The following is a 22,394-nucleotide window of genomic DNA, read 5'->3' on the forward strand; positions in this document are numbered from 1 at the left end:
GAGACGCCGCGCAAGGGTGCGGCTCCTCAGAGCCTGACTGGAAATGCAGTCCGTAGTTTGGCGCTGCTGGTCGCCCAGACGGAGCGCAACAGACTCTGTCCCTCCCGCCTGAACGCAGTTGCGTTCAGGCTGAGGTGAGGAGGCGCGCAGCGCCGTCTCGAACCATGAGATGGCTTGGCTCGGCGCTCTTCGGCCATCCTTCGAGACGCCGCTACGCGGCTCCTCAGGATGAGGGGCGGAGACGCGAGATACTGAATTGAACGCGGCATTGTCCCGAGCAAAAACAGTCGAAAAGCGCCCCAGACCGCTTTATGAGTCAGACACTCAGGATGAGGTCGGAGTTCTACGGCCGCCTTTACGGCGCACCCGTCATCTCGAACACATCGCCGTCATATCCCGCTTCGATCGGAATACGCAACTGACGCTTGTCGCCGTCGCGGGTAACGATCGGCATGACACTCACGATCTTGTTGCGACGAGCATCATCCATTGCCGCATCGACACTGCCCTGCTTGCCGAGCTTGATCAAGTTACGCGTGGTCGGGAACGGCAGCGTGAAGCGCCCGGATGTATCGCCGTCCAGCGCTTCGCGCGGTGACAACCAGATCGAGTCGGTTGACTCCTTGCCGTCATGCATGCCGACCTGCTCCGGCGGCGCTTCGGCGAGGAAGAACCAGGTGTCGAAGCGCTTCTTCATGCCTTCCGGCGTGATCCAATGGGCATAAGGGACGAGCAGATCAACCGCGAGTTCGAGATCGTTCTCCGCGATGATCTCGGCAAATTTGACCTTGCCTTCGTTCAGCGCATCGCGGTGCTGATCGGCGATCGCACTTGCTTTTGTCGCAACAATCAGATCTTTCGAGCCGCGCGGCCGCGCCAGCAGGATACGGCTCTCCTCAAACGTCTCGCGGATCGCAGCGATGCGAAAGGCCAGCGCCTCGGCATCGAGATGGTCGCCGCCATCGTGCAGTTCCGGCCGCTTGGCGATCTCATGATCGCCGGCATCGACGCTGCCGCCGGGAAAGACCAGCGCGCCCGATGCGAATTCGATCTGATAGTGCCGCACCATCATGAAGACATCGATGGGATCGGTAGCGCCCTTGCGGAGCAGCAGAATGGTCGAGGCTGGACGGACGGCGCCGGGCTCGTGAAGCATGAACTTGACACTCCCAATGGCGAGCAATCTTCGTTGCTCTGCCGTTTCGCGATGTCCCCTCATCCTGAGGAGCGGCGAAGCCGCGTCGCGAAGGATGAGGGGTATTGGCATCTCATGGTTCGAGACGGCGCTTCCGCGCCTCCTCACCATGAGAGTCGAAGCTAGCCGGCCGCACTCGACTGCGGCTGCAAATTCGCGCGCTTGTCGAAACGGGCGACGCGCGACAGCAGGTAATCCACCTCCGCCTTTGCCGGCGCCGAGAGCACCGGACCTGGCTTGCGCTGGGCAGCGGAGGCGATGATGCCGCGCTTCTGCAGCACATATTTGCGCACGGACAGGCCGACGCCCGGCTGCTGCTCGTAGCGCACCAGCGGCAGATGCGCGTCGAACAGGTCATGCGCCTTGTCGCGCTCGCCCTTCTTGGACAGGTCCACCACGTCGATCAGCATTTCCGGGAAGGCATAGCCGGTCATCGCACCGTCGGCGCCGCGCTCCATCTCGAAATCGAGGAAGGTGCCGCCGTTGCCGGTCAGGATCGAGAGTTCACGCAAGCTGCCGTCCTTCTGGAAGCCACGCAGTGCGGTAATCTTTTCGAGACCCGGCCAGTCCTCGTGCTTAAGCATCACGCAGGACTTCGAATCCATGACGATCCTGCGGATCACGGCCGGCGTCATGACGACGTTCAGGGTCAGCGGATAATCCTGCAGCACCCACGGCACATCCTCGCCGATGGCTTCCGACGCCTGCTTGAAATAGGCGGTGATCTGGTCGTCAGTGCGCAGATGCGGCGGCGGGGCGATCATGACCGCGGCGGCGCCGGCATCCATCGATTTGAGCGCCAGCGAGCGCATGGCGGCAAAGCCCGGAGCGGAGACACCGACGATGATCTGCAACTTGCTGCCGGCGCGCTTGATGAAACGTGCCGCCACGCTTTCCGACTCCGCGCTCTCCAGCTTCGGCGCCTCGCCGAGAATGCCGAGCACGGTGACGCCGTCGCAGCCGATCGAGGCGTAGAAATCGATCAGACTGTCGATGGATTTGTCATCGATACGCCCGTCATCGAAAAACGGGGTCGGCGCGATGGCGAAGGTACCGGCAGCTTTGGACGTTAGTTTCATCATGGGCCTCTGTGTGGAAACTCTGCCACTCTAGCGCGAAACAAAGGCCTTGTCCGCCCCCTCGCCGCACTTAGAACCGGCGCGCGCCCTGCTTCGCGTCGGCGTCCGAGAAGAAGATCTCGGCCGCATGGGTCGCGATGTCCTGGGCATTCCAGGGCTTGTCCAACGGCGGTTTCCAGCCTTCCATTTCCATCATCTTCATCTCGCGCACGCCGCGCGGTCCGGAGACGCCGAGCACCTTGCCGGTCTGGTCGCCCGAGAGATCGCTGACCATGTAGAGCACCGCCGGCGCGATGCCGTCGGCATCGAGGGCGGCGCCGGGATTTTCGATATAGCGCGGCAGGTCGGCCGTCATGCGCGTCAGCGCGCCCGGCGACAGGGTCCAGATGCGGATGCCGTATTTGCGCCCTTCGATGGCCAGCACATTGGACAGGCCCCAGATGCCGCCCTTCGCTGCGCCATAATTACTCTGGCCGAAATTGCCGATCAGGCCGGATGTCGACGACGTGTTGACGATGACGCCACCGCCATGGTCGCGCATGAAATTGAACACGGGCTTGGTCACGCAATAAGTGCCCTTGAGATGCACTTTTATCACTTTGTCCCACGCCTCTTCCGTGGATTTGGCAAAGCTCTGGTCGCGCAAAATGCCGGCATTGTTGACGAGGATATCGACCTTGCCGAAGGCTTTGATGGCATCGTCGAACACCGACTGGCCGCCGGCTGTCGTGGAGATGTCGGCGCCGTTGGCGATGGCCTTGCCGCCGGCTTTCGTGATCGCATCGACGACCTGCTGCGCCATGGAGACATCGGCGCCGGAGCCATCGCGCGGGCCGCCGAGATCGTTGACCACGACGGATGCGCCTTCGCGCGCGAACAGTTTTGCGTAGGCTTCACCCAGACCGCCGCCAGCGCCGGTGATGATGGCGACCTTACCGTCGAGAAGACCCATGGCATTTCTCCCTGTGTTGTTTTTGTTGTCTTAGTTCTCCGTCATTCCGGGGACGGATCGACGTCGCAGGCGACGGGACGGAGCCCGGAATCTCGTCATGTGGATCACTGAACATATCGGGGTTCCGGGTTCGCGCGCGTTGCGCGCACCCCGGAATGACACCGCGTAGTTACGCCAGCACCGTGCGCCCGCTCTTGATCACCGTCACGCCGCGGTCCTTCACCTTGGCTTCGAAGCTGACGACGTTGCCGTCCTTCCACAGCTCCATGGTCACCGTCTCGCCCGGGAACACCGGCGACGAGAAGCGCGCGCCGTGCTGCTTGAAGGCGCCGGGATCGTAGTCGGCATAGGTCTGCAGAACGCCGCGGCAGGTGATGCCGTAGGTGCACATGCCGTGCAGGATCGGACGCGGGAAGCCGGCCTTCTTGGCGAATTCCGGATCCGAGTGCAGCGGATTGCGATCGCCGCAGAGGCGATAGACCAGCGCCTGATCTGGGCGCGTGGTGATATCGATCACTTTGTCCGGCGTGCGGGTCGGCACCTTGTGCGGTTCGGGCTGACCTTCCGACGGACCGCCGAAACCGCCATCGCCGCGCGCGAAGCGCGAAGCTACCAGGGTCGCGAGCGCATCGCCACTTTCATCGCGCAAGATGGTCTGGTGCAGGATGACGGCGCCCTTGTCCTTGCCCTTGTCGAACACGCCGAGCACGCTGCTGTCAGCGGTGATCTTGGCCTCGACCGGCAACGGTTTGTGGAAGGTGATGTCGCGTTCACCGTCGACCACCATCACACGGTTGAGCTTCATGTCGCCGGGACCAGAGCCCCATGCCGCGACCGACGCGAAAGTCGGCACGACCTTCAGCGGGCGCGGCGTGTAGGTGCCTTCATTGACGAAAGCGAGTTCGGTCTCGTTCATGGGATCAGCGCCCATGCCGATGCCATAGGCGTAGAGCATGACTTCGCGGTCGGTCCAGGAATATTTCTGGCCGATATTCTTCATCGCCATCAGCTCTTCATAGACGATTGGCATATGCGTTTTCTCCCGTTTCTTGTTGGCTCAGTCCCCTCATGGTGAGGAGGCGCCTTCGGCGCCGTCTCGAACCATGAGGAGTGTTGTGCGTGGCATCTCATCCTTCGCGACGCGCGCGAGAGCGCGCTCCTCAGGATGAGGGCGGAGTTTTACGCCGGCGTGAAGAACGGCAGTGGCGCGCCGTCGGTCGGCTTCCACACCACCTTCACCTTCTGGCCGATCTTCACCGCGGCCGGATCGCAGTCCACGATGTTGGTCTGCACCGAGGGACCTTCCTTCAGCGTCACATAGGCGATGACATAAGGGCCGGTCGCCGACTTGCGCATGTGGCTGTAGGTGTAGATTTCACCCTCGCCCGATGACTCTTCCCACTCGGTCTTGTCGGAGAAGCAGAACGGACAGATCGAGCGCGGGAAAAAATGCGCGTCGCCGCAGGTCTTGCAACGCTTGATCAGGAACTTGCCGTCCTTGGCCGCATCCCAGAACGGCTGGGTTTCCGGATTGCCCACTGGGGCTGGATACTTCTTGGCTTCAGTCATCACACGCGCTCCAGAATGGCGGTCGAGGCAGCATGGCGCACGCCGAGCAGGCCGCCGGTGCCGTGAGCAATGGCGAGGTCGCAATTGGGGACCTGCACCTTCGGATGGGCCTCGCCGCGCAGCTGGCGCACGGCTTCGAGGATCTTGGTCATGCCACCGCGATTGATCGGATGGTTGCTGCACAGACCACCGCCATCGGTGTTGAACGGCAGCTTGCCGACGCCCGAGATCAGGTTGCCGTCGGACACGAACTTGCCGCCCTCGCCCTTTTTGCAAAAGCCGAGATCCTCAAGCTGCATCAGCACGGTGATAGTGAAGCTGTCATAGATCGACGCATACTTCATGTCCTGCGGCGTCACGCCCGCTTCCTCGAAAGCGCGCGGACCGGACCACACGCCCGCCGAATAAGTGAGGTCGAGATCCTTGCCGCCGCGCGGGCCCTTCATGGCCTCGCCGTGGCCGATCAGGCGGACCAAAGGCTTCTTCAGGCTCTTCGCGATCGCTTCGGTGGTGACGATGAGCGCGCCGCCGCCATCGGTCACGACGCAGCAATCCATGCGGCGCAGCGGGTCGGAAATCATCGGCGAGTTCAGCACGTCCTCGACGGTGACGACATCCTTGAGCATCGCATGCGGATTGTATTGCGCATGATGCGAGGCGGCGACCTTGATCCAGGCGAGCTGTTCGGAGGTGGTGCCGTAATCGTGCATGTGGCGCATCGCGGCCATGCCATAGGCATTGTGCGTGGTTGCGCCGAAGGCCGTTTCGAAATCGGCCTCGGCACCCTGCGCACGCGGCGTCGGCGGCGAGGTGCGCGGCTTGCCGGCCAGCGTGATCAGCGCGACCGAGCATTTGCCCAAGGCGATCGCCTGCGCGGCGTGGCCGAGCGCGATGATGTAGGAGCAGCCACCGGTTTCGGTTGAATCGACATGGCGCGGCTTGAGGCCGAGATAGTCGGTCATCGGCCAGAGGCCGCCATTGGCATCGCCGGCGATGAACAGACCGTCCACGTCCTTGTGCGTCAGGCCTGCATCTTCGAGCGCGCCCTTGGCGACTTCGGCATGCAGCTGCCAGACCGATTTATCCGGCGCATGGCGCGTCGGATGCTCGTAGATGCCCGCGATATAGGCCTTGCCCTTGATACTCAATCGTCTCTCCGCTTGGTGTTTCGTCCCGGTTCAGTTTTTTCTGCCGGTTCGATGCAGGCTTGGCAAGCGACAACATTTCACACTGCGGACGTGAATTTCACTAAGCGGAATGGAGGCAAAACTGTCGCGGAGCTTTTCGCTTGTGTTGTAGCTGTTTGCCAATCTGGTTCGTGAGCTCTCACAAAAGCGGAGAGCAGGATTTCCGGAATTGGTGGGCTCGTCAGCTGCCGTGACCGTAAGGCGGATGAGCCGAAGGCGTCATCCGCCGTGGAGTTTCAGCTTTGGGCTCGGCTGGCGGATTACGCTGCGCTCATCCGCCCTACGGACGAGCGTTTATCTTCTCGCGGCGCTTGCGCGTCCGAGGTGTGAGCAGGTCTCCCCTCGAAGACATGAGGGGAGGCGGCACGCCGCAAGGCGCGTGGGGGTGGGACTGACGCGATCGGTTTGCACTGGATCGCCAGTGCTGGCCGGCCGCGCAACGCCTGACGGCGTGCCACCGCGGGACTTTTGGCTGGAGGACCGCTCTGTCGCACACCGGCACGTCCCTTACTCCTTGCCGCAGCAAGTTTCCGAGCCGCTGATCCCGACGGATTTCTCCGCCGTTCGCCTGTGCCGTCGCAGCCGACCTATCGGCTCCCCCTCGTATTGGGGAGGGACGGTGACCCCCGGCCTCCCGAGTCCTGCTTGCGAGGCAGGCCGCGGGCTCCGCATCCTGTCCCGCTCAAAGAACGCCTCATGAGAGCGCCCCCCGCGAACAAGACGGCAGGGATATAGGGCAACGAGAGGAATATTGTCAAGAACGAAATGAGAACATTTAGACTCTGCTTGTCATCCCCGCGAAAGCGGGGATCCAGTACACACCGACTGAACAGCTTGATCCGATCCCTGGGTGTCTACTGGATTGCCCGGTCCTCGCGCGCAATTGCGCGCACGACCGGCAATGACAGCAGGCGTGGAGGCCACCAGGTCAAGCGGGCAACGATAGGCAGAGACACCCTACCCGTTCACCCGCTCCACCTTCGCCACCACCGCTTTCGCGCGCAATTGGTTGATGATCGCGCTGAGATGCTTGAGGTCGTAGACGCCGAGATCGATGGTCTGCTCGGTGAAATCGGGCGAGCGGCGGTGCATGCTGATATTGTCGATGTTGCCGTCATGATCGGCGATCACCTGGGCGATCTGGGCGAGGCTGCCGGGCTCGTTGACGTTCTGCAAAAAGAGTCTGGCCGGGAAACGCTGCGGCGATGAATCGTCCACGTCCCACCGCACATCGACCCAGCGCTCCGGCTCCTCCTCGAACTCGCGCAGCGCCGGCGACTGGATGGGATAGATGGTGATCCCCTCGCCCGGCGTGACGATGCCGACAATGCGATCGCCCGGCACGGCGCCGCCATTGGGCGCGAAGCGCACCGGCAGATCCGAATTTACACCGCCGATGGAGATCACCGACAGGAACTTGCTGGCGCCCTCGCCCGAACGCACCTTGTCGGCCGTGCTCTTCTTGTTGGCCGCATAACGGCCGCCGACACGCTCTTCCTTGTAGTCCGGATACATGGCGCGGGCGACATCGGCCGCGCGAAGTTCGCCGCGGCCGACCGAGGCCATCACCTCGTCGATCGACGCACGCGCGAGGCGCGGCAACGCTCCCTTGAGCTGGTCGTCGCCATATTCGATCTTGGCACGCGCAAACAGGCGCTCGACAATACGGCGGCCGAGGCTGGCATATTGATCGCGCATCGCGGTGCGCGTGGCGCGGCGGATCGCGGCGCGTGCCTTGCCGGTGATGGCAAGCGACTCCCACGCGGCAGGCGGCGCCTGCTGCGCCTTCGAGGTCAGCACCTCGACTTCATCGCCGTTCTGGAGCTCGGACGACAGAGGCGCAAATTTGCCGTTGATCTTGCAGCCCACCGCGCTGTTGCCGACATCGGTATGCACGGCATAGGCGAAGTCGATCACATTGGCATTACGAGGCAGCGCGATCAGCTTGCCCTTCGGCGTGAAGCAGAACACCTGGTCGTGGAACAGTTCGAGCTTGGTGTGTTCCAGGAACTCTTCCGGATTGGTGCTTTCCGAAAGGATGCCGATGGTGTGGCGCAGCCAGGCGAAAGCATTCGACTCGCGCTTCAGCCGCTCGTTCGGCGAGCCCGCGCCTTCCTTGTAGAAGGCGTGCGCCGCGATACCGTATTCGGCGATGCGGTTCATCTCCTCGGTTCGGACCTGCAATTCGACACGCTGATTGCCGGGGCCGATCACCGTGGTGTGGATCGACCGGTAATCGTTCTGCTTCGGCGTCGAAATGTAGTCCTTGAAGCGGCCGGGCACGACGGGCCAGGTCGTATGCACGACGCCAAGCGCACGGTAGCAGGCCTCAAGGTCTTCGAGGATGATGCGGAAGCCGTAGATGTCGGAGAGCTGCTCGAAGCCCACCGATTTGCGCTTCATCTTGGTCCAGATCGAAAACGGCTTCTTGCGGCGGCCGGTGACGCGGGCCTTGATGCCGTTCTTCTGCAGCTTGCTCGACAGATGCGTCTCGATCATGCCGATGAGGTCGCGGTTGCGCTCGGTGAGCGCGTCGAGCCGCTGCATGACGACGAGGTGGGCGTCGGGGTCAAGCACCTTGAAGGACAGCTCCTCAAGCTCCTCCCGCATCGCTTGCATACCCATGCGGCCGGCGAGCGGCGCGTAGATGTCCAGCGTCTCCTCGGCAATGCGGCGGCGCGAGGCCGGTGGCATGAACTCCATGGTCCGCATATTGTGCAGGCGGTCGGCGAGCTTGATCAGCAACACGCGCACATCGTCGGCGATGGCAAGCAGAAGTTTCCGCAAATTCTCGGCCTGCTTGGCCTCGCGAGAGACCAGTTCGAGCCGTTTCAGCTTGGTGAGACCTTCGACCAGCGCGCCGATATCCGGGCCGAACAGTTTGTCGATCTCGGCCCGCGTCGCCTCGGTATCCTCGATGGTGTCGTGCAGCAGCGCCGCCACGATGGTGGCGTCGTCGAGCTTGAGGTCGGTGAGAATCGCCGCGACTTCGAGCGGATGGGTGAAATAGGGATCGCCGGAGGCCCGGGTCTGCTCGCCATGGGCGACCATCGCATAGACGTAGGCGCGGTTGAGCAGGTCCTCGTCGGTGTTCGGATTATAGGCGCGGACGCGTTCGACCAGATCGTATTGGCGCATCATGCGGGCGCCGCGTGGAGCCTTGCCAGCGCTGGTTGTATCGGGCGGCTGCGTGGGGCTCGGACGTGCGGGAGCAGCCGCCCCCTCTACCTGCCCCTGCTGGAGCGCTGTGGTATCGTTTGCGGCCTGCATCTGCCGTGACTGACGGCGCGACGTCGCCATTGCATTCCTCAATTCTGCCGGGGCGCGGATGGTTTACTGAAGTCTGCTTCATTGCGATGGCTCAGACTGCAGGATTTTCTCCGTCTGAGCACGATCTTATTCGAAAATCGGCATCCACTTTTCGGGATCGTGCTCGAACACTGCAGATAATTTGCCCCGAAACGTCACGCAAATGCAAAGGCCCGGACTTGCGGTCCGGGCCTTGTGCGAAACTGTGATGAACCGAGAGCGAAGCCTGTCGGCTTACTCGTCCTCTTCCGGCTGTTCTTCCGGCGGCGCAAGGCCTTCGAGGCCCTTGAGCAGCTCTTCCTCGGTCATGCGCTCGACGGCCACCTCGGTATCGTCGGCATCGACGCTGGCGCCGGCAGAACCGATCAGCGGCACCGTATCGGCTTCCGGCTCGTCCACTTCGACGAACTTCTGCAGCGAATGCACGAGCTCTTCGCGGAGATCTTCCGGCGAAATGGTCTGGTCGGCGATCTCACGCAGCGAGACAACCGGGTTCTTGTCGTTGTCACGATCAATCGTGAGTTGTGAACCCGATGAGATCATGCGAGCGCGATGGGCTGCCAACAGGACCAGATCGAAACGATTATCGACCTTGTCGATGCAATCTTCTACGGTGACGCGCGCCATGAAATGTCGCTCCGTTGTGGTTGAGAGACCGAAAAATGGGATTGTTGCGCGCTAGGTATAGCGGCTTCGCACCCAGCGCAAGAACGAAATTGGAATCCGGCTTCGCAGTTTCGTTTTCGACGGGATCATGTTACCCTCGAAAGCCCCTTACGATATTAGAGATCGATACCATTAAATAACGGTCTTTCCGACAGGATTTGGGACACCAAAAGGCTTTATTGCATCGGCAAAAAGATGGGCCTATCGCTCTCCCCTTCGCTTGCGTGATGTTCGGTCGGGCCGATCTGCCAGAAGGCGGGCATGGATTTGATGCCGACGACTTGATGCACGACCAGTATCACGATCCCGAATGTGCGGTGACGGTTTTGCTGCGCCAAAAACCACAAACTCAACGAACCCTAGAGAAAACTTGATGTCTCAATCTTCTAACAAGATCGCGCTCTTCATCGATGGCGCCAATCTCTATGCCACGGCGAAGACGCTCGGTTTCGACATCGATTACAAGCGCCTTCTCAAGGAATTTCAGAGCCGCGGCACCCTGGTCCGTGCGTTTTATTACACCGCGATCATCGAGGATCAGGAATATTCCTCGATTCGCCCGCTGATCGACTGGCTCGACTACAACGGCTACACCGTCGTCACCAAGGCCACCAAGGAATTCATCGATGCGTCGGGCCGGCGCAAGGTGAAAGGCAATATGGACATCGAGCTTGCCGTCGATGCCATGGAACTCGCGGAGCATGTGGATCAGATCGTGCTGTTCTCCGGCGACGGCGACTTCCGCTCGCTGGTGGAAGCGGTGCAGCGCCGCGGCGTGCGCGTGACGGTGGTCTCGACCATTTCGAGCCAACCGCCGATGATCGCCGACGAACTGCGCCGTCAGGCGGATGTCTTCACCGATCTGATCGAGTTGCAGAGCAAGATCGGCCGCGATCCGTCCGAACGCCCTGCGCCGCGCGAGCCGCGTCACCAGACGCCGCAATTCCTGCAGCGCTCGGCAACCGTTGCACCGCGAGGCGACGACGATTTCGAAGACTGAACTTTCAAGGACTCGGACGCAGCTCAGCAGGCAGCAGCCGGCGGTGGTCGCGACAGCGATCGCCGCCGGCACGGCCACCGATCCCGGACGGGACTGCGCGCTCTGCCCCCGCCTGGTCGATTACCGCATGGCGCTGCGGGCGCAGGAGCCCGACGCCTTCAACGCGCCCGTTCCCTCGTTCGGCCCTGCCGACGCGCAGCTCCTGATCGTCGGTCTCGCGCCGGGCGCCCAGGGCGCCAACCGGACCGGGCGCCCGTTCACCGGCGATTATGCGGGCGACCTGCTCTATGACACGCTGCTCCATTTCGGGTTTGCGGCCGGCAGCTACGCGGCGCGGCCGGACGACGGCCTGGTGCTGACCAACAGCCGCATCAGCAATGCGGTGCGCTGCGTGCCGCCGCAGAACAAGCCGCTGCCCGTGGAGATCGCCACCTGCCGGCCGTTCCTGATCGCGACCATGCAAACGATGCCGCGCCTGCGCGCCGTCGTACTGCTCGGCCGCGTCGCCCATGACACGATGCTGAAGACGCTGGGCCTGCGCGCCGCGGCAGCACCGTTCGCGCATGGTGCCGTCCACGATGCCGGGCGGTTCAAGCTCTATGACAGCTATCACTGCTCCCGCTACAACACGAATACCGGCGTGCTGACGCCGGAGATGTTTCGCGCGGTGTTCGCAAAGGTGAAGGCGGATCTGACGACCTGAGTCAGAACTCACCTGTCGTCACCCGGCTCGACCGGGTGACCCAGTACACTCCGCACCTTCCGTGTTTGCTGGATCGCCCGGTCAAGCCGGGCGACGACAGAAAAGTCCGCGCTGCGGCCGGCGATCTAAACCGGATGGGCCTTCAGCCAGGCCAGCACGTCGCCCGCATTCCGGTCCGGCGGAAACACCGGATAGAACACATGGGTGATGGTGCCGTCGTCGACGATCAGCGCGAGGCGCTTGATCAGCGTGAGGTCGGCGACATCCATGGTCGGCAGGTTCAGCGCATCGGTGAGTTCGAGTTTCTCGTCGGACAAGACCGGAAACGGCAGGTGCAGGCGCGCGGCCATCTCGAGCTGATAGGCATTGCTCTGGGTCGATAGCCCGAACACATGTTTCGCACCGGCAGCGCGGAGTTCGGAAAACAGATCGCGGAACGAACAGGCCTGCGGCGTACAGCCGCGCGCGCCGGGGATCATGTCCCAGTCGTCGGTGAGGCCGATCTTGCCGGGCTCGCCGGTGCGCGGATAGCCGAACACCACGGTGCGGCCCTTGAGCTCGGAGAGATCGACGACACTGTCGTCGGTGGCGCGCAGGCTGACCGAAGGGATCGTCATGCCGGCCAGATGGGCGGCGGCGCCATCATCCTCGGGCGCCGGGATCTTGCTCCAATCGACGTCGGTGAGATTCGGTTGGGTCATATCCACTCCCAATGCCACAATGACTCCAGCCTCATGGTGAGGAGGCGCCTTGCGCCGTCTCGAACCATGCGCCGCGACACTCATCCTTCGAGACGCCGCTACGCGGCTCCTCAGGATGAGGGACTGCACTATCCTCTCGCCCTGAGCAAACGGCCCTTTTCGCGGCTCCAGTCGCGCTCCTTCTCGCTGGCGCGCTTGTCGTGGAGCTGCTTGCCCTTGGCGAGCGCGAGCTGCAGCTTCACCCGGCCGCGCTCGTTGAAATACATCTTCAGCGGAATCAGGGTCATGCCCTGGCGTTCCACCGCGCCCATCAGCTTGTTGATCTGCTTGCGATGCAGCAGCAGCTTGCGCGGGCGCTTCGGCTCGTGGTTGAAGCGGTTCGCCTGCAGATATTCCGGGATATTGGCGTTGACCAGCCAGATCTCGCCATCCTTCGGATCGGCATAGGATTCCGCAATGGTGCTCTTACCGTTGCGGATCGACTTCACCTCGGTGCCGGTCAGCGCGATGCCCGCCTCCACCGTGTCTTCCACGGCGTAGTTGAAGCGGGCCTTGCGGTTTTCCGCGATGAGCTTGATCGGGCGTTCGTTCTTCTCGGACATCGTCAGTTCTTTCGGCGTCAGGCGCCAAATATAGGAATGCCCGCGCCCTGTCCCAAGCCGATCAGGCTTTCGCCTTGAGGAGGTCGCGAATTTCGGTGAGCAACGCGGCTTCGGCGCTCGGCTTCGGCGGTTCTGCCGGTTTGGCTTCTTCCTTGCGCTTCAGCGTATTCATGGCGCGGATCACCATGAACAGCACGAAGGCGACGATAATGAAGTTCAGGGTCAGTGTGAGGAAGTTGCCCCAGGCGAGCACGGCGCCCTGCTTCTTGGCATCGGCCAGGTTGGTCGCGGTGACCGACTTCGACAGGCCGGTGAAGTAGTTCGAGAAATCGAGGCCGCCGGTGATGGCGCCGACGACCGGCATGATGATGTCGGCAACCATCGAGGATACGATGGCACCGAACGCCGCACCGATGATCACGCCGACGGCGAGATCGACCACGTTGCCCTTCATCGCAAAATCGCGAAATTCCTTCAGCATACGCAATCTCCTTTGGCTTTCTGAGTCATCAAAATAGACGGCGCCGCATAAGCGACGATGACGCGAGTACGCCACTCAACATCTAGTTGATCAGGCCTGCATGAACCATCGCCGCGCGGATCGTCTTGCCGGTGCCTTCGGTGACCGGCAGCAAGGGCAGTCGCACGCTTTCGTCGCCGCGGCCGAGCAGCTTGAGGCCGTGCTTGGCGCCGGCGAGACCCGGCTCCTTGAAGATCGCATCGTGCAGCGGCGTCAGGCGATCCTGGATCTTGAGCGCACCGGCATAGTCACCCTTGAACACCTGCTGCATCAGTTCGGCGCACAGCTTGGGCGCCACATTGGCGGTGACCGAAATGCAGCCATGACCGCCAGCCGCCATATAGGACAGCGCGGTCATGTCCTCGCCCGAGAGCTGGATGAAATCCGGTCCCATGGCGTGGCGCTGCTTGGAGACGCGGCCGACATCGGCGGTGGCGTCCTTCACACCGGCGATGTTCTTCAATTCGTACAAGCGCGCCATGGTCTCGACGGACATATCGACCACGGAGCGCGGGGGAATGTTGTAGATGATGATCGGAATGCCTATGGCATCATTCACCGCCTTGAAGTGCTGATACATGCCCTCCTGGGTGGGCTTGTTGTAGTATGGCGTCACGACGAGAACGGCGTCGGCGCCGGCCTTCTCGGCATGCTGCGCCAGTGCCACGGCTTCACGGGTCGAGTTCGAGCCAGCACCGGCGATGACCGGCACGCGGCCCTTGGCCTCGTCGATGCACCATTCGACGACCTTCGCGTGCTCGTCATGGCTCAGGGTCGGGCTCTCGCCGGTCGTGCCCACGGGAACCAGGCCGTTGGAGCCTTCGGCGATCTGCCAGGCCACATGCGCGCGAAAACCTTCCTCGTCCAGCGCACCGGCTTTGAACGGAGTGACCAGAGCTGTGTAAGACCCCCGGAAAATCGTCTTGGTGGCTGCCATGGCCTGCTCCGAACGCGATGCGGCTTCCGCCGTCTGCTTGAACCTGTTGAACGAGCTGCGAGTCTTACCGGCTTCGGAGCTGCGGCGAAAGACCGCCGAAGGCGCGATCCGATCGGTTTTGCGGCGTTTCTGCCCCGATTTCGCCGCCGTGGCGCGGCACATCATGGTCCAAGGTGGCGGACATTGACGATTTGGTCACCCTTTCAATCAAATACATCGTGGGAATGCCGACGAAGATGTGATTCGCGGCGAGGAAACACCGTGACGCGACTGCTCCCAAATCCTGCGGCACGACGGACGGCGCTGCGCGCCGCCCTGGCGCTGATGATTGGCGTCTCGGTCCCCGCGCTCGAAGCGGGCGCCGCAGGCACGACCGATACCTCCAACACCTCACAGGCGGCGAAAGACGCCGCGGCCAAGCCTGCCGGCGGCAAGCCCGCTGCAGCCAAAGGCGCAACGGATAAATCGGCGGGAAAGCCTGCCCCGGCGAAATCGGCAGCCACCAAGCCGACCGACGTGAAATCGACGAAACCGAGCAGCGGCGGCAAGCCTGACGCGGCAAAGTCCAGCGCAGCCAAGCCAACGGCCGCCAAACAGACGACCACCAAACCCGACGCTTCCAAACCGATGGCCGCAAAGCCAGCGGCGACGCCCGCGAAGCATACGACGGGCACCATCAATCCAGCACCGACGATTCAGCCGGCGACGCGCCAGCATGCCGTCGCTCCGCCACCGGCCGCAAAGAAGCCGCCTGCCCGTGCCGCCATCGCCGCCACCAGTGCGACGCCGCAGGCCGATGCCGAGGCGCTAGAGAATGTCATCGAGCTCGTGCGCAAGGGCAAGAGCCCCGAAGCCGGTCAGGTCGTGCAGACCATCGGCGACCCCGTCGCGCGAAAACTCGGCGAATGGGTCTATCTTCGCAGCGAGAACAACAGCGCTTCCGTGGAGCGTTATCGCGCCTTTATCACCGCCAATCCGAGCTGGCCCTCGCAGACCTTCCTGCGTCGCCGCGCCGAGGCGGCGCTATGGGACGACAAACGTGACGACGGTGCGATCCAGTCCTATTTCGACAGCGAGAAGCCGATCTCCGCCAAAGGCAAATTCGCGCTGGCGAAGTCGCTGCTAGCGCGCGGCGACCGCGCCGGAGCCGAACGTCTGATCCGCGACGCCTGGCGCACCGATCCGATCTCCGGCGACACCGAGAACATGGCGATCGATATGTTCGGCGCACTGATCACGCCGGGCGATCACAAAGCGCGCATGGACATGCTGCTCTATGGCAGCGACGGCGATGCCGGGCTGCGCTCGGCGAAGCGCCTCGGCGGCGCACAGATGGCGCTGGCACGCGCGCGCCTCGCCGTGAACAAGAAGGCATCGAATGCAAAGGCGCTGCTCGATGCCGTGCCATCCGAACTGCACAACGATCCCGGCTATCTGTTCAGCCGCATCCAGCAGCTCCGCCGCGACGAACGCTTCAGCGAGGCCGCGCGGCTGATGTCGGCCGTGCCGAAGGATATCAGCCGCCTGCACAATCTCGACGAATGGTGGATCGAGCGTCGCCTGCTGTCGCGTAAACTGCTCGATGTGGGTGAGCCACGCGCGGCCTATGTGGTGGCGCGCGATGCCGCCCTGCCCGCGCGGGACATCTACAAGACTGAACAGGAATTCACTGCCGGCTGGATCGCATTGCGTTTCCTGAAGGACCCGGCAGCGGCATCGCAGCACTTCGCACGGATCGGTGTCGGCAGCGTCAATCCGACCGCCCTCGCCCGCGCCGGCTACTGGCAGGGCCGCGCGGCAGAGGCCGCCGGCCGCGCGCAGGAAGCCCGCGCCGCCTATACGCGCGCAGCCGAGCAATCGACGAGCTATTACGGCCAGCTGGCACGCGCGAAGCTCGGCCTGCCGCAGCTCGACATCAGCGGTTCGCTCGCCCCCCGCGCGCGTGGCCTGGAGCGGCTCGAGATCGTGCGCGCCGTGCAGCTGCTCTACGCGCTCGACGAGAAGGACATCGCGGTGCCGATCTTCGCCGATGTCGGCGAGAACGGCGATCCGGAAGCGGCGCTTGGCCTCAGCGAGCTGGCATCGCAGAACAAGGATGCGCGCGGCATGCTGCTGGTCGGCAAGGCGGCGCTCAATCGCGGCCTGCCCTTCGATCACTATGCCTATCCGACCGTCGGCATTCCAAGCTTCCGCCAGATCGGGCCGAACGTCGATCCTGCCGTGGTCTATGCGATCGCGCGCCAGGAAAGCGCATTCAATCCAGCCGTCGTCTCGCCCGCGCAGGCCTATGGCCTGATGCAGGTGACACCGAGCGCGGCGCAGTATGTCGCCAAGCGGCACGGTGCGACCTACGACCTCGCGCGGCTGAAGAACGACTCGACCTACAATGTCACGCTCGGCGCGGCCGAGCTCGGCGGCCTGCTCGAAGATTACCGCGGCTCCTACATCATGACCTTCGCCGGCTACAATGCCGGCCGCGGCAGTGTGCGCAAATGGATCGAGCGCTACGGCGATCCGCGCGATTCGAATGTCGATGCAGTGGACTGGGTGGAATCGATTCCATTCGCGGAGACGCGCAACTACGTCCAGCGCATCATGGAGAACCTGCAGGTCTATCGCGCCCGCTTCGGCGGCGGCCACAAGCTGCAGATCGATGCCGACCTGCATCGCGGCCGCGGCAGCAGCGTCGAGTAATCAAGCTCGATCGTAGACCGTAGGGCGGATGAGCCGAAGGCGTAATCCGCCACTGACGTCACCCAGCGCACAAGCCGCAACTGCAATCCGTAACACAAACTCCGCGGCGGATTACGCCTTCGGCTCATCCGCCCTACGACCTCTCGTTCCCCAAATAAAAACCCCCGGCAGTTGCCTGCCGGGGGTCTTGTTTTCAGATATCGATCGCCCGGAGGCGTTCGAACTTAGAACGAGCGCAGGATCTGAACCGAACCGTTGTAGATGTTCTGGTTCGAGAGCGCATAACCACCGACCGGAGTCGCCTTGCCGGTCACCGGACCGTTCCAAACGCCACCGAGGTTCTGCTCGAGACGGCTGTAGGTGAATTCAGCCGACAGGGTCAGGTTCTTGACAGGGGTCCAGGCGGTACGGGTACCGATCTGAGCGACCGCGAAGTCAAAGTTGCCAGTCGAACCGGTGAGCGTGCCACCATTGTTCGGACGGCCCGCAGCGAAGGCGGCGGCGAGCAGTGCGTTACCACCGTCACCATACGAGATGCTGCTGTAGCTGCCGAACAGCGACGTGCGCCAGGCCGGGTTCCAGTAGTGCTCGTAGAAGCCGACGACCGACCAAGCTTCGCTCTGCTGGATCTGGCCGCCCGGACCGAACACGCCGTCGAGCACGTAGCCGAAGGCAATCGTGTTGCCCGAAGCCGCAGCAAAGCGACCGCCGCCCGAAGTATCGGTGGTGCCGCCAGCAATTGCGTACTTGGCTGCGCCCTTGGCGTAGGTGGCTTCGAGCTTCAGGCTGTCGCCAGCGCCGGTCGGGAGGTTCTTGAACTCGACAGCGCCGTTGACCGCGAAGCCATACGAGTCGTCCGGATGACCGAAGGATTCGTTGGCGCCGTAGAAGCCCGGAGTGATCGTGTGCATCGCGGCGCCGAAGTGCAGCGTGCCCCAAGCCTGATCGAGACGCAGGTTCGCGACGACGTCAGGAATGTGGTTGCCGCCGTAGGAGTTGCCGACGAAGGTGTTCGACGTCACGCCATAGGAAGCAGCAGTGTTGGAGCCGAACGGAGCAAGGATCGCGGTCGCGTTGTTGTAGAGACCGGCGTTTCGGTAGGGCGAGGCGTTCTCGAGCGAGATCGTCGCCGACACGCCGTTACCGAACGAAGCGGTGTAGGCGATCTGCGGGATACCGGTGGTGTTGTTCGAACCGGCCAGGAAGCCCGACGAGATGTAAGGCTTGTTGAGAGCCCACTGCGGATCGAACTGCGAGACGGCCTTACCAAAGGTGAAGCCGGCGAACTGGATGAAAGCGTAGTCGACTTCGGTGAAGCCGCCAGCGATCGATTCACGGTTCTGCGAGAAGTCGAACTGGATGTTCGCGTAGGTACGAACGACGCCATATTCGGTGGCGGTGCGCGTATCGGTGGTCAGGTTGATACGTTCACGGGTCAGGTAGTAGTCCTTGGTCCAGACGCCGGCGCCGCCAGCGCCACCCTGCCAGAACGGGGTGTCGTAGGCGTTCGCGTTGAACGACGTATCCAAACGGATCGCGCCGCCGATCTTGATGCAGGTATCGGTGCCCGGGATGTAGTAGAAACCGGCGCCGTAGAGAGAGCAGACCTTCACGTATTCAACGGCCTTGGCCTTGACGGGAAGATCGGCCGCCTGAGCGCCACCCACAGCGAGGATGCCCGCTGCGGAGCCCAGGATAAGGCCCTTAATCGTCTTCATGTAACCTCCAAGTTGCTAAAGGGAAGGTTCCGTCACGGGGTGTAAGCACCCTGACGACAAGTTCCTAGATCCCTGACAACCCGCACCAAGACTCGCGATCGGCGCCACATGCCCGCGGCGCGAATCCATCATCAGTACGGGACGACCTCGGGATGCCCCCCTCCGTCGCATCGCGAACATCTCCCAAGGCCTGCCGCTTCGCAACAATGGAACGCCTCGAAATCGCCCCGCTTCGGCCATTTCCGGAAAAGTGTTGCGCAAATCACACGCACCCGTGATCGCGAAAATCACAACAACCAGCTGATACCGTTAGATAATTTTATAATGCAAAAAACCTGTCACAAACTTCGCGTGCAACGGGCGCCACACCAACTCTCGCGTCAAGACCGGATTTTGACGCGCGACGAATCGCGAATCGCCCGATCTCTGCGGGCGTCGGGCGGTGGACGGACAGGGCAACGACCTCTTCGCGGGCACGAGCTGACGGGCTGGATGTATATAGACGTGTGCGCCGAGCCCTTCCCGCCGCAAAATTGTCTGCACAGACGGGCAAGAGACGATCTGGCGCTTGCGGCTCACGGCGCTGTCGGGCATATGCAGCCGTATGGAGCTGTGGCCGAGTGGCTGAAGGCACCGCTTTGCTAAAGCGGCATACCTGTTAAAGGGTATCGAGGGTTCGAATCCCTCCGGCTCCGCCATTGGCCGCCGATTTACACCTCAACCTGATATGGCTTGGTCGGATACGAACCGGTCAGGACAGCAAGGGAGCGGCGAGTCTATGTCGGCGATCGCCAGCGTATTTGCACAGTCGTTCTTCCACGGAACCAAGGCCGATCTGAAGCCCGGAGACCTGATCGTCGTCGGCCATCAGTCCAACTTTACCGAGGCCCAACCGCTATCCTGGGTGTATTTTGCGGGTACGCTGGATGCAGCGATCTGGGGCGCCGAGCTGGCAGCCGGCAATGGACAGGAGCGGATCTATGTCGCCAACCGGGCCGATCATGGACGATCCCAACCTGACGGATAAGAAGTTCCCTGGTAATCCGACGCTGTCCTATCGCTCCCGCGATCCGCTACGAGTCATCGCCGAAGTGACAAAGTGGCAAGGACATCCGCCTGAACAGCTACGGCAGATGAAGGACGGCCTCGCCCGCTTGAAGGCCGAGGGCGCCGATATCATCGACTGACATGATGGAAGGATGGCAGCTCCCATCCTCCGCTTCATGAGGCTGTTGTTCCGCTCGTCGCCTCATTTACTCGCAACGCTTCGCGACGACATCGATGCCCGCTATGGCAAGGTCGCGAATTCGAGGAGCATCATCGTGAGCGCGACGAGCGACGCCCGTTTCTGGGACCGGACTGCACGAAAATACGCCAAGGGCAGGATTGCAGATCAGGCCGGATATGAGCGTACGCTGGATCGAACCCGCGCCCTTCTGGGGCCAGCAGACCGGGTGCTGGAACTGGGCTGCGGAACGGGAACGACGGCGCTGCGGCTCGCAGGCGGTGTCCGGCACTATCTCGCGACGGACATTTCCGCCGGAATGATTGCCATCGCAAATGAGAAACACACCGCCGCCCCCGTCCCGGCCCTGGTCTTCCGCATCGCCTCCGTGGAGGCGCTTCCGCCTGACGCTGCGCAGTTCAGCGCCGTTCTCGGCTTCAACTATCTCCACCTGGTGCGCGACCTGCCCGGCACACTGCGCCGCGTCCACACCCTGCTTGCAGCGGAGGGCCTGTTCATCTCCAAGACGCCCTGTGTCGGAGACATGAACCCGCTCATCCGGCTCGCCCTACTGCCCGCGATGCGCGCAAGCGGCCTCGCGCCCTATGCAGGCGTCTTTCGTGCAACGGAGCTCTGTCAACATCTCTGCGCCGCGGGCTTCGATATTCTTGCCACTGAAAGCCACGCCACCAGAGGCGACGACCGTCGCCCCTACATCGTGGCCCGCAAGAGGTGAACGGCCGAGACCGCGCTGCCGCCGGGTCCTGTCACCAGGTCTGATTGCGCGAATTGTCACCGACGCCATAGCCATAAACTGGCGGTGACCGCATGCCGATACCCGCCTCGTCGTCGATATAGGCGCCATAGGCATCGCGCACCGTGCTGCGCCGGAGGCGATCATGGCGATGGGCGGTGCCCATATCCATGAACTCCGTCGAGGCACGGTCCGTGCGCACCGGCGCGACGGAATCCGCCCGTGCCGGTTCGATGGCAACACATGCAACAGCGACAAGCAGCGCGACTGCACCAGCACGCAGTGAAAGGGGTTTGATCGACATGGCATCTCCTTGGGTTGCGGAGGCCGACCGGTCTTTGCACCGAAGCGGCGCCAAAGAGATCGGGAGATCCCTGCCCGTTACAAGCGAGACCGGCGTCACAAGCCCGTGACGCAGCGCGGCGCGACTGAGGCCGCGACGGCCTCGTCAACCATCTGTGGGATCGCGATCACGCGCCCGTAGGCGAATTGAGGAAAGAATGTGGAAACGGGTCGAACCCGATATCTCCGGAAGACACCCCCTCGTCGCGGTGCAAATCGACAGTGCCGAACAGCGGCGTCTATGTACCGGCGACGCGTCCGTCCGTGCACCTCGGCGATCCCGAATGTGGAGGAGGTCACGGCCTGCATGCGCAAGCAGACTGTTTATCCCAGCAGCAGCTGCAAGGCGGTGTTCGACAAACCGGTCGTCACCACCGTGAGCAGCAAGGTCCCGGCAGAGGATTAGTATGCAGTGGCCATCCAGGCGCGCGCATCGCGCTGCGCGGCGGCGATCTCGACATCCGACATCATATCGGCGACCTCGCGACGCATCGGAACGGCATCGACCCGGCCCTTGAGCGCAGCGAGATTGAACCACTTATGCGCGGCGACGAGATCCACGATCCCGGCGCGGCCGCTGGACCAATATATGCCGCGCTCGAACAATACGTCCTGGATCGCGGTCTCCGCGACCGGCGTCGCGGCCTCGAAATCGATCTGTCCCTGAAACATCGGTCATTCCTTTTCTTGTGTTTGCCGCCCCCACCGAGCGCGGCTCCTGTCCGTAATCTGACGTCTTCCCAACCGCCGGTTTGTCCGGCGTGTTGAGGCGATCATGACCGATCAAATTTGAATGGCAGTTTAAGTATCGCGATGAACGGTTTCTGAACGCAGCTGCCATGAAGGCTCCGCTGCGCAGTCGAAAACCCAGCATTCATGCGGGTTTTCTGCATTTTCGTGGATTCGGTTTACCCTGCCGGTTGGCGATCGCGTAACCATCGCGAACGGAGAGGCAGTTCGTAGGGCGGTGAGCCGAAAGCGTCATCCGCCATCCTTCGCCAAACGACATGGGCCGGCGGATTACGCTGCGCTCATCCGCCCTACGGCGCGACCGACTATCAAACAGGAAACGGGATCATCGCCGGGGATCGACCGCACCGGCGGAACAAGACGAGGGCGTCGGCAACACGTCAGGATCATGTCTGCGGCATGTGCCGGAGACTGCGGATCGATGACCCGCGGTTCGAGGAATGCCGATCACTGCATGACCGGCATCTCTGCCAGACCGCTGCGCTGAAGCC

Annotated in this window: 19 protein-coding genes, 1 tRNA gene and 1 pseudogene; 6 read left to right on the plus strand and 15 right to left on the minus strand. The window is 62.7% G+C overall.

Translation table 11 applies throughout. From position 1 onward, the window contains the following. Positions 1-355 precede the first annotated feature (355 nt). The 8 genes from E0H22_RS16290 to rpoZ all read right to left on the minus strand — a co-directional run bounded on the left by E0H22_RS16290 (position 356) and on the right by rpoZ (position 9,918). Entirely contained in the window at positions 356-1,156 is an 801-nt protein-coding gene (locus E0H22_RS16290) for an NUDIX hydrolase (protein WP_233022054.1), read from the minus strand. Positions 1,157-1,317: 161 nt separating this feature from the next. After that, positions 1,318-2,274, minus strand: a complete 957-nt coding sequence (locus tag E0H22_RS16295; protein WP_233022055.1) for a dihydrodipicolinate synthase family protein — start codon at positions 2,272-2,274, stop codon at positions 1,318-1,320. A gap of 70 nt (positions 2,275-2,344) precedes the next feature. Next, entirely contained in the window at positions 2,345-3,226 is an 882-nt protein-coding gene (locus E0H22_RS16300) for an SDR family oxidoreductase (RefSeq protein WP_233022056.1), read from the minus strand. 169 nt (positions 3,227-3,395) lie between these two features. Then, positions 3,396-4,256, minus strand: a complete 861-nt coding sequence (locus E0H22_RS16305) for a MaoC/PaaZ C-terminal domain-containing protein (RefSeq protein WP_233022057.1) — start codon at positions 4,254-4,256, stop codon at positions 3,396-3,398. A 149-nt stretch (positions 4,257-4,405) separates the two neighbouring features. After that, the gene (locus E0H22_RS16310; RefSeq protein WP_233022058.1) at positions 4,406-4,795 is read right to left on the minus strand and encodes a Zn-ribbon domain-containing OB-fold protein; all 390 of its coding nucleotides are present in this window, start codon (positions 4,793-4,795) and stop codon (positions 4,406-4,408) included. Next, positions 4,795-5,943, minus strand: coding sequence for a thiolase domain-containing protein (locus E0H22_RS16315; protein ID WP_233022059.1), 1,149 nt, complete (start codon positions 5,941-5,943; stop codon positions 4,795-4,797). Before E0H22_RS16315 ends, E0H22_RS16310 begins: the two co-directional genes overlap by 1 nt. 996 nt (positions 5,944-6,939) lie before the next feature. Continuing rightward, positions 6,940-9,282, minus strand: coding sequence for a RelA/SpoT family protein (locus tag E0H22_RS16320; protein WP_233022060.1), 2,343 nt, complete (start codon positions 9,280-9,282; stop codon positions 6,940-6,942). A 243-nt stretch (positions 9,283-9,525) separates the two neighbouring features. Then, positions 9,526-9,918 carry a DNA-directed RNA polymerase subunit omega gene (gene rpoZ, locus E0H22_RS16325; RefSeq protein ID WP_233022061.1) on the minus strand — a complete coding sequence of 131 codons (393 nt, stop codon included), beginning with the start codon at positions 9,916-9,918 and terminating at the stop codon, positions 9,526-9,528. A gap of 412 nt (positions 9,919-10,330) precedes the next feature. On the opposite strand from rpoZ, the gene E0H22_RS16330 reads away from it, so the two are divergent. Both E0H22_RS16330 and E0H22_RS16335 read left to right on the plus strand, forming a co-directional pair. After that, complete coding sequence (locus E0H22_RS16330; protein WP_233022062.1) at positions 10,331-10,957, plus strand: LabA-like NYN domain-containing protein; 627 nt, start codon at positions 10,331-10,333, stop codon at positions 10,955-10,957. Positions 10,958-11,000: 43 nt separating this feature from the next. After that, positions 11,001-11,660 (plus strand): uracil-DNA glycosylase, encoded by a 660-nt coding sequence (locus tag E0H22_RS16335; protein WP_233022063.1) that lies wholly within the window; start codon positions 11,001-11,003, stop codon positions 11,658-11,660. Positions 11,661-11,785: 125 nt separating this feature from the next. Here E0H22_RS16335 and E0H22_RS16340 read toward each other — a convergent pair whose 3' ends face one another. From E0H22_RS16340 to dapA, 4 genes are all read right to left on the minus strand, one after another. Continuing rightward, entirely contained in the window at positions 11,786-12,361 is a 576-nt protein-coding gene (locus tag E0H22_RS16340) for a peroxiredoxin (RefSeq protein ID WP_233022064.1), read from the minus strand. Between the two features lie 128 nt (positions 12,362-12,489). Next, positions 12,490-12,963 (minus strand): SsrA-binding protein SmpB, encoded by a 474-nt coding sequence (gene smpB, locus E0H22_RS16345; protein WP_233022065.1) that lies wholly within the window; start codon positions 12,961-12,963, stop codon positions 12,490-12,492. Between the two features lie 61 nt (positions 12,964-13,024). Further along, positions 13,025-13,444 carry a large conductance mechanosensitive channel protein MscL gene (gene mscL, locus E0H22_RS16350; RefSeq protein WP_233022066.1) on the minus strand — a complete coding sequence of 140 codons (420 nt, stop codon included), beginning with the start codon at positions 13,442-13,444 and terminating at the stop codon, positions 13,025-13,027. Between the two features lie 82 nt (positions 13,445-13,526). Next, on the minus strand, positions 13,527-14,420 hold the full coding sequence (gene dapA, locus E0H22_RS16355) for a 4-hydroxy-tetrahydrodipicolinate synthase (protein WP_233022067.1): 894 nt from the start codon (positions 14,418-14,420) through the stop codon (positions 13,527-13,529). 324 nt (positions 14,421-14,744) lie between these two features. On the opposite strand from dapA, the gene E0H22_RS16360 reads away from it, so the two are divergent. Further along, positions 14,745-17,114, plus strand: coding sequence for a lytic transglycosylase domain-containing protein (locus tag E0H22_RS16360; protein ID WP_233026393.1), 2,370 nt, complete (start codon positions 14,745-14,747; stop codon positions 17,112-17,114). Positions 17,115-17,338: 224 nt separating this feature from the next. Here E0H22_RS16360 and E0H22_RS16365 read toward each other — a convergent pair whose 3' ends face one another. Then, entirely contained in the window at positions 17,339-18,832 is a 1,494-nt protein-coding gene (locus E0H22_RS16365; protein WP_233022068.1) for a porin, read from the minus strand. Between the two features lie 606 nt (positions 18,833-19,438). Here E0H22_RS16365 and E0H22_RS16370 point away from each other — a divergent pair. From E0H22_RS16370 to E0H22_RS16380, 3 genes and pseudogenes are all read left to right on the plus strand, one after another. Next, positions 19,439-19,530: transfer RNA gene (locus E0H22_RS16370), tRNA-Ser, on the plus strand. Positions 19,531-19,610: 80 nt separating this feature from the next. Next, positions 19,611-20,019: pseudogene (arr, locus tag E0H22_RS16375) on the plus strand (NAD(+)--rifampin ADP-ribosyltransferase). A gap of 135 nt (positions 20,020-20,154) precedes the next feature. Then, a complete protein-coding gene (locus E0H22_RS16380; RefSeq protein ID WP_233026394.1) occupies positions 20,155-20,793 on the plus strand; it encodes a class I SAM-dependent methyltransferase in 639 nt (212 codons plus the stop codon). A gap of 31 nt (positions 20,794-20,824) precedes the next feature. Here the strand turns inward: E0H22_RS16380 and E0H22_RS16385 are convergent, their stop codons facing one another. Together E0H22_RS16385 and E0H22_RS16390 are read right to left on the minus strand one after the other, a co-directional pair. After that, positions 20,825-21,115, minus strand: a complete 291-nt coding sequence (locus E0H22_RS16385) for a hypothetical protein (RefSeq protein ID WP_233022069.1) — start codon at positions 21,113-21,115, stop codon at positions 20,825-20,827. A gap of 440 nt (positions 21,116-21,555) precedes the next feature. Then, a complete protein-coding gene (locus E0H22_RS16390) occupies positions 21,556-21,825 on the minus strand; it encodes a hypothetical protein (RefSeq protein ID WP_233022070.1) in 270 nt (89 codons plus the stop codon). Positions 21,826-22,394 lie beyond the last annotated feature (569 nt).

Origin of the sequence: Rhodopseudomonas boonkerdii (assembly GCF_021184025.1) — a bacterium.
GTDB classification, from domain to species: domain Bacteria; phylum Pseudomonadota; class Alphaproteobacteria; order Rhizobiales; family Xanthobacteraceae; genus Tardiphaga; species Tardiphaga boonkerdii.

Excerpts from the sequence above, each read along its gene's own strand:
- E0H22_RS16290 (WP_233022054.1), bottom strand. The coding sequence starts at position 1,156 with ATGCTTCACGAGCCCGGCGCCGTCCGTCCAGCCTCGACCATTCTGCTG.
- E0H22_RS16295 (WP_233022055.1), bottom strand. The coding sequence starts at position 2,274 with ATGAAACTAACGTCCAAAGCTGCCGGTACCTTCGCCATCGCGCCGACC.
- E0H22_RS16300 (WP_233022056.1), bottom strand. The coding sequence starts at position 3,226 with ATGGGTCTTCTCGACGGTAAGGTCGCCATCATCACCGGCGCTGGCGGC.
- E0H22_RS16305 (WP_233022057.1), bottom strand. The coding sequence starts at position 4,256 with ATGCCAATCGTCTATGAAGAGCTGATGGCGATGAAGAATATCGGCCAG.
- E0H22_RS16310 (WP_233022058.1), bottom strand. The coding sequence starts at position 4,795 with ATGACTGAAGCCAAGAAGTATCCAGCCCCAGTGGGCAATCCGGAAACC.
- E0H22_RS16320 (WP_233022060.1), bottom strand. The coding sequence starts at position 9,282 with ATGGCGACGTCGCGCCGTCAGTCACGGCAGATGCAGGCCGCAAACGAT.
- rpoZ (WP_233022061.1), bottom strand. The coding sequence starts at position 9,918 with ATGGCGCGCGTCACCGTAGAAGATTGCATCGACAAGGTCGATAATCGT.
- E0H22_RS16330 (WP_233022062.1), top strand. The coding sequence starts at position 10,331 with ATGTCTCAATCTTCTAACAAGATCGCGCTCTTCATCGATGGCGCCAAT.
- E0H22_RS16340 (WP_233022064.1), bottom strand. The coding sequence starts at position 12,361 with ATGACCCAACCGAATCTCACCGACGTCGATTGGAGCAAGATCCCGGCG.
- smpB (WP_233022065.1), bottom strand. The coding sequence starts at position 12,963 with ATGTCCGAGAAGAACGAACGCCCGATCAAGCTCATCGCGGAAAACCGC.
- mscL (WP_233022066.1), bottom strand. The coding sequence starts at position 13,444 with ATGCTGAAGGAATTTCGCGATTTTGCGATGAAGGGCAACGTGGTCGAT.
- dapA (WP_233022067.1), bottom strand. The coding sequence starts at position 14,420 with ATGGCAGCCACCAAGACGATTTTCCGGGGGTCTTACACAGCTCTGGTC.
- E0H22_RS16360 (WP_233026393.1), top strand. The coding sequence starts at position 14,745 with ATGATTGGCGTCTCGGTCCCCGCGCTCGAAGCGGGCGCCGCAGGCACG.
- E0H22_RS16365 (WP_233022068.1), bottom strand. The coding sequence starts at position 18,832 with ATGAAGACGATTAAGGGCCTTATCCTGGGCTCCGCAGCGGGCATCCTC.
- E0H22_RS16385 (WP_233022069.1), bottom strand. The coding sequence starts at position 21,115 with ATGTCGATCAAACCCCTTTCACTGCGTGCTGGTGCAGTCGCGCTGCTT.
- E0H22_RS16390 (WP_233022070.1), bottom strand. The coding sequence starts at position 21,825 with ATGTTTCAGGGACAGATCGATTTCGAGGCCGCGACGCCGGTCGCGGAG.